14 protein-coding genes are annotated in these 12629 nt (G+C 70.0%); 4 read left to right on the plus strand and 10 right to left on the minus strand.

The features are described from left to right. Positions 1-99: 99 nt before the first annotated feature. From AC07OZ_RS20950 to AC07OZ_RS20960, 3 genes are all read right to left on the minus strand, one after another. Entirely contained in the window at positions 100-1290 is a 1191-nt protein-coding gene (locus AC07OZ_RS20950) for an acyltransferase family protein (RefSeq protein ID WP_495469012.1), read from the minus strand. 214 nt (positions 1291-1504) lie between these two features. Continuing rightward, positions 1505-1852: an antibiotic biosynthesis monooxygenase family protein gene (locus tag AC07OZ_RS20955; RefSeq protein ID WP_495469013.1), complete on the minus strand. Its 348-nt coding sequence runs from the start codon at positions 1850-1852 to the stop codon at positions 1505-1507. Next, a complete protein-coding gene (locus AC07OZ_RS20960) occupies positions 1849-2805 on the minus strand; it encodes a hypothetical protein (protein WP_495469014.1) in 957 nt (318 codons plus the stop codon). The genes AC07OZ_RS20955 and AC07OZ_RS20960 overlap by 4 nt, the downstream gene beginning before the upstream one ends. Before the next feature lie 51 nt (positions 2806-2856). On the opposite strand from AC07OZ_RS20960, the gene AC07OZ_RS20965 reads away from it, so the two are divergent. The 3 genes from AC07OZ_RS20965 (at position 2857) to AC07OZ_RS20975 (ending at position 5675) form a co-directional block, all read left to right on the plus strand. Continuing rightward, positions 2857-3564: an ArsR/SmtB family transcription factor gene (locus AC07OZ_RS20965; protein ID WP_495469015.1), complete on the plus strand. Its 708-nt coding sequence runs from the start codon at positions 2857-2859 to the stop codon at positions 3562-3564. After that, entirely contained in the window at positions 3561-4358 is a 798-nt protein-coding gene (locus AC07OZ_RS20970; protein ID WP_495469016.1) for a DUF72 domain-containing protein, read from the plus strand. Before AC07OZ_RS20965 ends, AC07OZ_RS20970 begins: the two co-directional genes overlap by 4 nt. Before the next feature lie 120 nt (positions 4359-4478). Beyond that, positions 4479-5675: a GGDEF domain-containing protein gene (locus tag AC07OZ_RS20975; protein ID WP_495469017.1), complete on the plus strand. Its 1197-nt coding sequence runs from the start codon at positions 4479-4481 to the stop codon at positions 5673-5675. 24 nt (positions 5676-5699) lie between these two features. Here the strand turns inward: AC07OZ_RS20975 and AC07OZ_RS20980 are convergent, their stop codons facing one another. Then, on the minus strand, positions 5700-6305 hold the full coding sequence (locus AC07OZ_RS20980; protein WP_495469018.1) for a YdeI/OmpD-associated family protein: 606 nt from the start codon (positions 6303-6305) through the stop codon (positions 5700-5702). A gap of 58 nt (positions 6306-6363) precedes the next feature. Here AC07OZ_RS20980 and AC07OZ_RS20985 point away from each other — a divergent pair, with 58 nt between their 5' ends. Continuing rightward, positions 6364-7479, plus strand: coding sequence for a calcium:cation antiporter (locus AC07OZ_RS20985; RefSeq protein WP_495469019.1), 1116 nt, complete (start codon positions 6364-6366; stop codon positions 7477-7479). A 137-nt stretch (positions 7480-7616) separates the two neighbouring features. Here AC07OZ_RS20985 and AC07OZ_RS20990 read toward each other — a convergent pair whose 3' ends face one another. From AC07OZ_RS20990 to AC07OZ_RS21015, 6 genes are all read right to left on the minus strand, one after another. Further along, positions 7617-8045, minus strand: a complete 429-nt coding sequence (locus AC07OZ_RS20990) for a TOBE domain-containing protein (protein ID WP_495469020.1) — start codon at positions 8043-8045, stop codon at positions 7617-7619. Between the two features lie 4 nt (positions 8046-8049). Continuing rightward, entirely contained in the window at positions 8050-8610 is a 561-nt protein-coding gene (locus AC07OZ_RS20995; protein ID WP_495469021.1) for a nitrogen fixation protein NifQ, read from the minus strand. After that, positions 8577-9113: a molybdopterin-dependent oxidoreductase gene (locus AC07OZ_RS21000; RefSeq protein WP_495469022.1), complete on the minus strand. Its 537-nt coding sequence runs from the start codon at positions 9111-9113 to the stop codon at positions 8577-8579. The genes AC07OZ_RS20995 and AC07OZ_RS21000 overlap by 34 nt, the downstream gene beginning before the upstream one ends. Before the next feature lie 84 nt (positions 9114-9197). Beyond that, entirely contained in the window at positions 9198-10304 is a 1107-nt protein-coding gene (locus AC07OZ_RS21005; protein WP_495469023.1) for a serine hydrolase domain-containing protein, read from the minus strand. Between the two features lie 149 nt (positions 10305-10453). Further along, entirely contained in the window at positions 10454-12004 is a 1551-nt protein-coding gene (locus AC07OZ_RS21010; RefSeq protein ID WP_495469024.1) for a methyl-accepting chemotaxis protein, read from the minus strand. A gap of 123 nt (positions 12005-12127) precedes the next feature. Next, positions 12128-12511 carry a hypothetical protein gene (locus tag AC07OZ_RS21015; RefSeq protein ID WP_495469025.1) on the minus strand — a complete coding sequence of 128 codons (384 nt, stop codon included), beginning with the start codon at positions 12509-12511 and terminating at the stop codon, positions 12128-12130. Positions 12512-12629: the final 118 nt, after the last annotated feature.

The following is a 12629-nucleotide window of genomic DNA, read 5'->3' on the forward strand; positions in this document are numbered from 1 at the left end:
CAGGCCGACGTGATGAGCGCCAGCGCCGCAACGCCCGCGGACAGGATCGCCGTGCGGCGGTAAGGACGGGCAGTGCGGGAAGGACCGGAAGAAAGAGGGCTACGCATGCTGGGGGCTCCTTGTTTCCACCGTTGTAGCACGCGGGGTGTCGACGAATTGCGAAGGGATCCAACGGTCCCGCAGGCGCATGAAGGGCGACTCCACCAGCCGGTACAGCAGCCATCCGCCGAGCAGGCAGATTGCCGCGATCACCAGCACGGTCCAGCCCGACGCCCGCATCAGGCCGAGCGCCGCGAGCGGCTTCACGAGGGCAAAGGCGATCGGCTTGTGAGTCAGGTACAGCGCATACGACCAGCGCGCCAACGCATTCGCGCCAGGGACCCGGACATGCGCCATCGTCCCCTGCGGCGCGAGCACGGCCAGCACCATCAGCCCGAAGCTCCAGGCCAGCGCGCTGTAGCCCCAACTGCTCATCGCGTGGCCGTAACCGTAGTTGTCGATGTAATAGAAGTGCAGCATCAGCGTCAGCATGCCGAGGCTCGCCGCCGTGCCGATCGCGAGCAATGTTTTCGCGCGCCGCATCAACGCCGCCCAGAGGTCCGCGTGGCCGTGCTTCAGCAAGGCGATCGCGACGCCGGGCAGGAATTCATCGAGGCGTGCGAGGCTGCCGTAGTACAGGTGCGGGTAGTAGCCGAGCGACGGGTCCTGTGTCCCGTACAGACGCCACAGGTGATCGCGCCAGGCGATCGCCGCGAGCGTGAGGACACCGATCAGCGACCATGCCAGCGCGCGGCGGTGCCGCTTCAACGCGGCCCCCAGCATCAACGCCGCGGGCAGCATCAGGTAGAACTGCTCTTCGATGCACAGCGACCACGCATGCGAGAACGCCGTCCCCGGCGTCAGCTCGATGTTCTGCGTGAAGGTCAGGAAGCGCCACAGCGGCGGCGGCTCGCGGCCGCCCATCACCTGCGGTAACAGCCAGTAGAACGCCAGCACCACGTAGAAGTTGGGCAGCGTGCGCAGCAGGCGCCGTCCGTAGAAGCGCGGCAGCGAGAGCTGCCCGCCGCGCTTCATCCCGCCCATCAGCTGGTTGGCGATCAGGTAGCCGCTCAGCACGAAGAAGAGGTCGACGCCCGCCCAGCCGATGCGGCTCAGCCAGCCGAAGGTCGGTACGCCGCTGACGAAGACCTGATAGTGGTACGCGAAGACCAGCAGGATGGCCGCGGCGCGCAGCGTGTCCAGGCCGTGCTGGCGCGGCGAACCCGATGCGGGCAGGAGGGGGGATGACATGGGCGGGGTCCGGCCTCGAGGCCGTGTCGTGTGAGCGGCGGCGATTCTCGGCGCGCTGCCCGACGCCGGCCGCGATCGTGCGACGAAATCGTCCGGCCGGACGACGAGACCCCGGTGGAAGGCGCGTTACGCGCGTTACGCGCCTGACGCGGGTGAGGCGCGAGACCCGGCGCGAGACCTGGCGCGACGCGCACCTGCCTGAGCGTGCAGGGATTCAGCCTCGATGCCGCTCGCGGCTGTCCGCTGGCGCCTGCTCGCGCTCGGTCATGCCGTAGTCGCGCAGCACCGAAGCGACGCGCAGCCGATAGTCCGCGAAGACACCCGAGCGGCCCTCCGACTGCGCGCCGCGGTGCGCCTCGATGCGGCGCCACTCGCGCACCGCCTCCTCGTCGCGCCAGAAGGACAGCGACAGCAGCTTGCCCGGGTCGGTCAGGCTCTGGAAGCGTTCGATGCTGAGGAAGCCGTCGACCTCCTGCAGCAGCGGCTTGAGCTCCGCCGCCAGTTCCAGGTAACGGTCGCGCCCCTCAGCGCTGGGGATGACTTCAAAGATGACGGCGATCATGGGCGGGTCTCCTTGTCCAGGTTTTCCAGGTCGTCCAGGAATTGCGGGATGTCCATGTTGGGCAGCGACAGCGGCGCGGCGGCCTCCGGCAGTCGTGGACCGCTCTGCTCGGAGAGCCAGGTCAGCGCTCCGTGGAGGCTCGTCAGGGCCAGGCCTTGACCAGGGCAGCGATGCGCGCCGTCGCCGAACGGATGATCGGTGCCGGAAAGCGGAACGCTCACCGGCGCGGCGGGATCCTGCCGCACATCGAAGCGCCGGGTCACGCGGACCGCGCCGCCCTCGCGGGCGATGCGCAGCAGATCCTCGCGCGAAGGCACGTGTCCGGTCGAGCGCCACGCGAGCAGCGCATGCCCGAGCAGCGCGGCGCCTGCCTCGTGGCTCTGCCAGATCAGCGCCAGCCGGTTGGCGGTGAACGCCGCGCGGTCGGTCCAGCGGGCCGGCGGCGCATGGCGCAGCAAGGTCCATTGCAACGGGGCGTCCGGCGAACGACGCTCCGCGTCGTCGAGCGCCGCCAGCAACGAGGCCACCGCCTCGCCGCCAGCGCGTACCGCGTCGGCATCGGCATTCGCGCCGAGACCCGCCGCCATCGCGCGCAGGTCGGCATGCAACCGGCGTTGTGCGTCGACGTCGTGGATGTCGATGCCCAGCAGGCTCGCGACCGTCGAGGCCGGCACGGCCCAGGACCAGTGCGACCAGCCGCCTGGCAGCGCGATCGCGGCCTGCCGTCGCGCATGGGCGCGGACGTCGTCGTCCGAGAGTGCCATCAGTGCGCGCGTCAAGGCGGCCTTCTCGGGCGCATGCGCCGCATCGTCGCGTTGTCGCAACCAGCGGGCAAAGACTTCGGCCAGCGGCCCGCCGTGCATGCGCAGCGGCGGCGGGAGCGGCTCGCCGGGCGGGCGCATGCGCAGGTCCGGATCAAGCAGCGGCGAATGGAAGGGACAGGAGGCGGTCATGGGGGAATCTTCGCGATGGTTTGCCGGGAACGCTTCGCTTAGCATCGAAGCATGATTGACGCCCCCACCGCCGACGAGGCGCTGGCCCACATCGCCGCCAGCATGGCCGAGCCGGTCCGCGCCCGCATGCTGTGCTGCCTGATGGACGGCCACGCGCGCACGGCGACCGAGCTGGCCGCCGTCGGCGACGTGGCCGCCTCGACCGCCAGCGCGCACCTGGCCAAGCTGCTCGGACAGGGATTGGTCGGCTGCATGGCGCAGGGCAAGCACCGCTACTACCGGCTCGCCGGGCCCGAGGTCGGCCAGGCGCTGGAAGCGATGCTGGTGCTGGCCGGCCTGCCGCGACCGCGTTTCGAGCCCAGCACCCCGCCCGCGCTGCGTCAGGCCCGCCGCTGCTACGACCACCTCGCCGGCCATTGGGGCGTGCGGCTGCATGATCACGCGCTGCGCCTGCGTTGGATGACGCCAGACCCCGACGAGGTCCGCGGTTATCGTTTCACCGGCGAGGGCCTGGACGCGCTGCGCGCGCTCGGGGTCGACGTCGATGCCGCCACCGGCGCGCGCCGCCGCCGCTTGGCCTGTGCCTGCATGGACTGGAGCGAGCGCCGTCCGCACCTGGGCGGCGCGCTCGGCGCGGCGTGGCTGCAGGCGATGCTGGCGCAGGACTGGCTGGACCCCGATCCCGACAGCCGCGCTTTGCGCGTGACGCGCCGCGGACAGACCCGACTCGAACGACTTCTGGAGGACACGACGACATGAGCACCTCGATCCACGTGGGCATCGGCGGCTGGAACTTCGAGCCCTGGCGCGACACCTTCTATCCGAAGGACCTGCCCGCCTCGCGCGAACTCGAATACGCCAGCAGCAAGCTGAGCGCCATCGAGGTCAACGGCACCTACTACTCGACCTTCAAGCCGGCCACCTTCGCCAAGTGGCGCGACACCGCGCCCGAGGGCTTCGTGTTCTCGCTCAAGGCCAACCGTTTCGCGACCAACCGGCGCGTGCTGGCCGAGGCCGGCGAATCGGTGATGCGCTTCATCGACAGCGGCGTCGCGGAACTCGGCCCCAAGCTGGGGCCCATCGTCTGGCAGTTCGCGACCACCAAGCGCTTCGATCCGGCCGACTTCGGCGCTTTCCTCCAGTTGCTGCCGAAGGAATCTGCCGGCGTGACGCTGCGGCATGCGCTCGATGTCCGGCATGAGAGCTTCCGTTCGCCGGAGTTCCTGGCGATGGCGCGCGATCACGGCGCGGGTGTCGTGTTCACCGAGTCCGACGACTATCCGCCGATCCCCGACCTCACCGCCGACTTCGTCTACACGCGGGTGATGCGCACGCGGTCGGAGCTGGTCACCGGCGTCACGGACGAAGAGCTCGACGGACTCGCCGCCAGCGCCTCGCGCTGGGAGTCCGGCGGCCAGCCCGACGGGCTGCCGCTGGTCGAGGCCGACCGCGCGCCGCCCAAGCGAGCGCGCGACGTGTTCGTGTTCTTCATCAGCGGCGCGAAGGAGCGCGCGCCCGCCGCCGCGATGGCGCTGATCGATCGCCTGTCCTGAGCGGGCCCGCCGGAACCGCTGGAACCGCCGTGATGGACACCGGCTTGACGCGTCTGTAACGCGCGAGGCCCGCGATGTAGGGGGATAGCCGGCAGGCATCGATCACTACACTCTCGCGTCATGGCGTCCATCCACATCCCCACGCTGATGTTGGCGCTGCTGAGCGGGTTCGCGATGCTCGGCGTGCAGCTGTGGGCGGCGCAGCGCAGCCGGCTGCACTACCTGGACCTCGGCGTGTGGACCTGGGGCTCGTGGACGCTGCTGGCCGGTTTCGCGATGCTGACGGCCCGCGTCGTGCTGCCGGTCTGGATCTCGGCGCTGGTCGGCAACGGCCTGATCGCCCTGGGCATCGTGTTCTACAACGAGGCCATCCACCGGCACGTGCTGGGGCGTTCGCTGCCGCGCTGGATGTGGTGGGGCGGCCCGGCCGTGGCCTGGGGACTGACCGCCTGGATGCTGGCCTGGCCGCTGGCGCTGCGCACCAGCGCGATCTCGCTGGTCTTCGCGGTCCTGCTGCTGCCGGCGATCTTCGTGCTGCTGGGCCCGGGCTGGCGCGGCGAGTCCTCGCTGCGCGCCGTCGGCGTGACGCTGGTGGCCGCGGCCGCGAGCCTGCTGCTGCGCAGCCTGCATGCGCTGACGAATCCCGAGGAATACCTCGACCTCATGCAGGGCAGCCTCGGCCAGGGACTGACCTTTCTGTTCAGCTTCATCAGCCTGATCGGCGCGGGTTTCGGCTTCGTGCTCGCGAACTTCGAGCGCATCGCGCGGCGCATGGAGGAGGTCGCCTCGACGGACGGTCTCACCGGTTGCCTGAACCGGATGACCGCCGACGCGCTGCTGCGGCACGAGCTGGAACGCGGCCGGCGCGAGGGCACGCCGCTGGCCTTCGTGCTGCTGGACCTCGACCATTTCAAGGACGTCAACGACTGCCACGGCCATCACGCCGGCGACGACGCGCTGCGCGCGTTCGCGGCGGAGGTGCGGACGCGGCTGCGCGCGTCGGATGTCGTGGGGCGCTGGGGCGGCGAGGAATTCGGACTGGTGCTGCCGGCCACCGACGGCGCGGGCGCCAGGAGCCTGGTGGAGCAGATCCGGGAGGCGGTGGCGACGCTGCGCCTGTGCGACGGCGACGGACGCGATTTCACGCTGACGGTGTCGGCCGGCATCGCGGTCGCGGAGCCGGGCGACCAGGTGACCGCCGACCAGCTGTTCATGCGCGCCGACCGCGCGCTGTATCGCGCCAAGGATGGCGGTCGCAACAACGTGCAGGTGCATGACAGCGACCGGGAATTCGGCGCGGAGAGTTCCGCGGCTTGAACCCCGGCGGGGCCGCTGCGGGCCTCAGCAGTTCTCGTACTTCCAGTTCCGCCGCTTGCCCTCGGCGATCCACTCGACGGCCTGCGCCAGGCGCCGCTCGCGCGTCTCCGCCTTCTTGGCTTCGACGATCCAGTCGATGTAGTCGCGCCGCTGACCGGGCGGGAAGGCGTCGAAGGTCGATTGCGCCGCGGGATTCGCGCGGAGCGCGGCGGCCAGGTCGTCGGGCACTTCCGGCGGCGGCTTGGGCGCGGCGGCGCGCGCGGGACGCGCCTTGACGCCGTCCTCGATCAATTGCATCGCGCGCTTCAGGATGGCTTTCTGCTCGGCCTTGGGCGGCAGGTCCTTGAGCGACGTGAGCTTGCCGAAGTCGCCCATCGCGCCGCCCTTGGCGTGGTCGGCGCCGACGGCCTGCTCGCCGTGCCAGAAGCCGATCGAGCAGTGCGCCTTGAAGGCGGCCATGCCGGTCAGGATCTTGTCGCGGTAGGTGAAGTTGGGGAAGCCCCACTTGATCGTCTCGACCACGTCGGGGCAGTGCGCGTGCACGGTCGCGCGCCAGTGGCGCAGCAGATCCTGCGCGAACGGGGCGGCACGGTCGATGTAGTCGTCGACGCGGGGATCGAGGGTCGGCATGGTCTGCCGAGCGTATCGCTTTCGAGGTCGGCGAACCATCGTGGTCTATGCTCGGTCCATGCAAGCGAAGCGTTCCAACTCCCTCTTTGCCCGCCTGCCGGCGGCCCTGCCCATCTGGTCGCTGCTGGCGCCGCTGGCCGCGATCCTCGCCCTGCTGGGCCTGACGGCCGGTGCCAATTCGACATTGGTCCTGGGCGTGGTGAGCGTGCTGCTGATCGCCGCGGTGCTCGCGGCGGTGCATCACGCCGAGGTCGTCGCGCACCGCGTGGGCGAGCCCTATGGCTCGCTGGTGCTGGCGGTGGCGGTGACCATCATCGAGGTGGCGCTGATCGTGTCGCTGATGCTGGCCGGCGGCGAGTCGACCAATGCGCTGGCGCGGGACACGGTGTTCTCCGCGATCATGATCGTGTGCAACGGCGTGCTGGGGCTGTGCATCCTGGTCGGCGGCTGGAAGCATCAGGAGCTGGCCTTCCGCGTCGAGGGCACGAGCCCGACGCTCGCGGTGCTGGCCGCGCTGTCGGTGCTGACGCTGGTGCTGCCGGCGTTCACGACGAGCTCGGCGGGACCGACCTTCACGACCACGCAGCTGCTGTTCGCGGGCGGCGTGTCGCTGGTGCTCTACGGGGCCTTCGTGTTCGTGCAGGCCGTGCGGCATCGCGACTATTTCCTGCCGGTGGCCGGTGTCGACGATCAGGACACGCACGCCGCGCCGCCGAGCTGGCGCGTGGCCGGCACCAGCCTGGCGCTGCTGCTGGTGTGCCTGGTCGGCGTGGTCGGCCTGGCGAAGCTGCTGGCGCCGACGATCGAGCGGGGCGTGCAGGCGATCGGCGCGCCGCCGTCGCTGGTGGGCGTGATCGTGGCGATGCTGGTGCTGCTGCCGGAGACGGTCGCGGCGGTGCGCGCGGCGTTGCACAACCGGCTGCAGACCAGCCTGAACCTCGCGCTGGGCTCGGGCCTGGCGAGCATCGGTCTGACGATCCCGACGGTGGCGGTGCTGTCGCCGCTGTTCCCGCACTCGCTGGTGCTGGGGCTAACGCCGCTGAGCATGGTGCTGCTGTTCCTGACCTTCATCGTCGGCGGCCTGACGCTGGGCGGCGGCCGTGCGACGGTGCTGCAGGGGGCGGTGCACATGGTGGTGTTCGTGGTGTTCCTGTTCCTCGCGATCTTCCCGTGATCGCCCTCTGACGCGCGGCCGACGCGCTGTCGACGCGCGCGTCATCGCCGAATGACAGGAGCCGCCCGAGGGCGGCTCTGTCGTCTGCGGTGCGGAGAGGTCCCGGTTGCCGGGCCGTTCGCCGGGGCCGTCCAGGGTCAGTCGTTGACGCCGACGATCACGCTGGAGGCCTTGAAGATCGCGGTCGCCTCGGCGCCGGCCACGAGCGCCAGGCCGGTCGCGCTGTCGTTGGTGACGACGGCCACCAGCGCCTGACCGCCGGGGAGTTCCAGCACGACCTCGCTGTTGACGGCACCGGTCGCGACCGAGCGCACGCGGCCCTGGAACTGGTTGCGCGCCGAGAAGCGTGCGGTGCCGACGTCGGTGAGCAACACGACCGACGGCGCCTTCACCAGTGCGAAGGCCTTGCGACCGAGCTTCAACCCGAGTTCATTGCGGCTTTCGCGCGTGACGGTCGCGACGACGCGGAGGCCCGAGGCGGTCTCGATCTCGATCTCGTCGTTGATGCTGCCGTCGCGCACGGCGGCGACGGTGCCTTCGAAGAAGTTGCGGGCGCTGGCTTTCATGCGATCAGTCTCCCTGGGCGCTAAGCGGGTGGATGGTCATGACCGTCTGCGTCTGCGTCTGCGCAGGTGTGGGCGCCGATGCCGCATCGGCCCCCATGCAGACGGCGAAGTCGGCGCAATCATCGCACTTGGGCGGGCGCAGGCCGGGGCGGGCGAGCGCGTCGCCGAGGCTCAGGAACAGATGGCGTTTCCAGCGCAGGTTGCTGACGTTGCTGTCGTGCAGCGCGGGGAAGGCGAGTTGCATCAATCGCGAGACCTGCGGGCGTTCCTGGAGCCCAAGGTCTTGCCACAGGTGGTGGCTGCCCATGCAGGCGCTCGCGAGCCAGCCCGACAGCCGGGCATGCGGCGAGTCCTTCGCCGCGCGATGCTCGAGCAGGAAGCGGTACAGCGGCCCGGTGAGCGCGGTGGGATCGGGCGCATTCGGCGGGAAGTCGCCCGCGTCGGTGCGCGCCTGGACGTGACGGCCGACGGTCGCGAACAGCAGCCGGTCCGCCTCGTCCCACTGGCGGGGCGCGTCGGACAGCAGCCGCGTCAGAGCGGCTTGATCTCGATCTTGCTCAGCCATTTGACGTGACGCGGTCCGCTGCGCAGGTCGCGGCCGGAGACGAGGGCGATGCGGCCTTCGCCGTCATCGAGCGCCTGCCCGTCGCGTTCGAAGATCACCAGCACGCCGGCGCCGACGTCGGTGTTGGTCAGCTCCGGCCAGGAGAACACGACCTTGTAGCCGTCGCTCGCGGTGGCGAGCACGGCCATGTATTTCCACTCGTGGCGATCCTTGCTGACGACGCCGGCCCGTTCCAGCACGGCGGCGAGGCGCACGCCGCGCACGGTGGTGGATTGCTCGCGACCCTCGACCTCCTTCTTCAGCGTGAAGGTGCCGATCTGCTCGGCGGGGAAGGCGCGCAGGTCGTCGACGGTGAGCGTCAGCGGCGCGCGCACGGCACCGCCGATCTGGATCTTGTCCGTGACCGGACCGGCGGCCCACACCGCCGAGGCCATCGAGGACACCAGCGCCGCAGCCACCCACGCCGCCGTCGCGCCGCGACGTACGGAAAGACGAATCGACATCGAGGCTCCTTCATCCGGACGCGCGGGCCGCGCGTCGATGGCGAAATATATCGCTGGATACGACGTGGATTGTTGTCCTTCAGTTCAGCGCGCCCACCCCTCCGCCTTCGCCCCGTATTCCCACATGAACGGCACGCCGGTGTCGCCGAGCACGCGCCGGACGATCGCGGGGTAGAGCCGCTCGGCCATCACGTCGTTGGACAGCAGCACGACGCAGGCGCGGCGGCGTTCGAGGCACACCATCGTGTTGCCTGTCTGGTCGTCGTGACCGCCCTTGAAGTAGCCGTGTCCTTGCGGTCCGTCGAAGACGACGACGCCCAGTCCCGCCGCGAGGTCCGGCCTGCGTTGCGCCGCAGGCAGTTCGGATTGCAGCGTCGGGAACTGCGAGGCGGTCGTGATCGCCGCCTGCGGGCGCGTCATCTCCGCGCGGCTGCGCGGCGAGAGACCGTCGCCACTCGCGAGCCCCGCCGCGAAGCGCGCGAAGTCGTCGATCGACGTGTCCATCGAGCCCGCCGCGCGGACGCGGCTGCGAGGATCGTGCGGGACCCAGCGTCGCGCTTCCGTCACACCGTCCGCGAGGTTCGTCGCGAAGTCCGCGCGCCACTTCATCGCGGTCATCGTCATGCCGAAGCGGTCGAAGACGCGACGTTGCATCTCCTCGCCGAGGTCCAGCTTGAGCCGCCCCTGTTCGAGCACGAACTGCAGCAGGATCAATCCCTCGCCGGAATACGCATAGCGGCTGCCCGGATCGAAGTGGAAGCGCAGCCTGCCGTCCGGCTCCAGGAACGCGAAGTTGCCGAAGCCACCGCGGTGCGAGAGCAGCAGGCGCGGTGTCAGCGCGCGCCACCGATCGTCACCGCGCAGGTCCGACCACGGGCCGTAGCGGGCGTCCTTCGGATAGTCCGGCAGCGGACGGTCCAGCAAGGTCGCGATCGATGCGTCGAGGCCGACCTTGCCCTCGTCGACGAGCTGCAACACCGTGTAGGCGAAGACCGCCTTGGTCAGCGACGCGCCGTACATCACCGTGCCGGTCTGCAACGCCTGCCCGTCTGCGTTGCGATGGCCATAGGTGCGCACCGCGCGGACCTGGCCGTCCTCGATCACGGCGAGCGCCAGTCCCTTCACCTCGCCGGAAGTGATCGAGGCTCTGATCAGCGCCTCCGCCTCATCGAGGCCGGCCGCTGCGGTCACAGCGGTTGGGCTCGCTGTCGTGGTCGCTGTCGTGGTCGCGGAGGCCCGAGGCTGTGCGCATCCGCTCAGCGAGGCGGTGAACGCGCCCAGAGCCGAACTGGCGATGAGCGCGGCAATGGCCGTCGCGAACGGGCGTCCTTGCCGACGACTCATGCCGCCAGCCGGAAGGTGCTCACCAGCGCCGTGAGCTGCTCCGCCTGCGAGCGCAGGCTGCCCGCCGCCGCGGCTGATTCCTCGACCAGCGCCGCGTTCTGCTGCGTCATCTCGTCGAGCCGCTGCACGGCGACGTTGACCTGTCCGATGCCGTCCTTCTGCTCGGCGGCCGCCGTCGCGATCTCGCCGACGATGTCGGCCACGCGCCGCACGCCCTGGACGATCTCGCCCATGGCCAGGCCCGCGTTCTGCGCCAGCCGCGTGCCGGCGTCCACGCGCAGCACGCTCTCGCCGATCAGCGCCTTGATCTCCTTGGCCGCGCCCGCCGAACGCTGCGCCAGCGCCCGCACCTCGCCGGCCACGACCGCGAAGCCCCGGCCCTGCTCGCCGGCGCGCGCCGCCTCGACTGCGGCGTTCAAGGCCAGGATGTTGGTCTGGAACGCAATGCCGTCGATGGTGCCGATGATGTCGTTGATGCGGCGCGAGCTCGACTCGATCTGCTGCATCACGGCGACCACCTCGCCGACGACGTCGCCGCCCTTGGAGGCCGAGACCCGCGTCGCGCTCACCAGGTCGTTGGCCTGTTGCGCCGAACTTGCCGTGCTGGCGACCGTGCCGGTCAGTTCCTCCATCGAGGACGCCGTCTCCTGCAGGTTGGAGGCCGTGGCTTCGGTGCGCGCGGACAGGTCCTCGTTGCCGGTCGCGATCTCGCGCGTCGCGACGTTGATCGTCTCCGTGCCGTCCCGCACCTGGCGCACCATGCGCCGCAGGGAGTCCTGCATCGCGCTCAGCTCGCGCAACAGCACGCCGATCTCGTCGCTGCGGTCGACGACGATGTCCTGGCTCAGGTCGCCGCTGGCGATCGTCTGTGCCACCGCGCCGGCCCGCACCATCGGCGCCCGCACCGAGTGCGTGATCCGCCACGCGATGAAGATTCCCAGCAGGACGGCGACGCCGGTGAGCGTCAGCATCAGCGTCGCCGCCTGCGCGGCCTGCTCACGCTGCTGCGCGGCGAAGCGGTCGGTGTCTTCGGAGATCAGCGCCACGAGCTTCTCGACCGAGGCCAGATAACTCGCCGCCGCTGGGATCAGCGTCTGGTCGACCTGTCGCGCGCCGGCTTCCGGATCGGCCTTGATCGCAGCCATCACGCCCTTGCGGATGTCGACGTAGCGTTGCCGCTCCGCGGCGATCACCGGCAGCTGCGCCTTCTGCTCGGAATCGTCGATGACCTTGTCGAGCTCGGCCTGCAACTGGTTGATGCGATCGGTGGTCTTGGTCATCTCGCCCGACAGGAAGCCGCTGAGTCCCTCATGCCCGCCGGACTTGGCCATCGCCATCACGCGGTTGAGGTTGAGCTCGGTTGCGGCGCGCCAGTTCGTGGCCATCAGCCGCCGCTGCTCGAGCGTGTGCAGCTGGTCGCTGAGGCGCACCATCTCGCGCAGCTTCATCACCCCGACCCCGGTCATCAAGGCCGCCATCGCCAGTACCGCCGCGAAACCGACCTGCAGCAAGGTCGTGATCTTCATCCGGCTCAGGGCCTGCAGCATGTCGTACTCCAACATCGATGGTGCAATCGATTATGGGAGTGCCCCTGCGGGGCGGCAACACGCGGGAGAACCCGGTCCCACGCATGAAGGGTTGCCGGGGCCGGGTCGTGCCGAACTGCCGTCTCAGCCGAAGTAGATGAAGGTCACCGTGCAACCCGCATTCCGGCCATAGATCCGGATCGGTGTGTTGCTGGCCTTCGCGGTCATCAAGGCGGCGAGCACCGCCTTCATGTTGGCCGCACGCCCTGCGGCATCGCCGCTGGCGCTCGCGTAGTTCAGCCAGGCGCCGGTGGCGCAGCTTCCCGCGTTGGCATCGACGACGAAGGGCAAGGTGGTCGGGAAATACGTGAGCTCCACGGAGACCACATGCGTGCCAACGACGGCCCAGTCATACCCCGGGTCGCTCTGTGCCTGCCCGGCCGGCGCGAAACCCAGCATCAGCGCCGCGGCTGCACCTGCCGCACACAGGGCGAGCGGCCTGGATGCCGCACGAATGAAATGGAACATGAATGTCCTCCCTCGTCAGAACGCCGGTCGGCGCGCCAAGGCTTTGGCGCCGTCCCGCCGGCAGTGCGGGAGGATATCCAATGCGGCATGGCAGGTGCGTGACGCGCATCGCTGCGCG

It is taken from the genome of Roseateles sp. GW821-FHT09G03 (assembly GCF_059416045.1).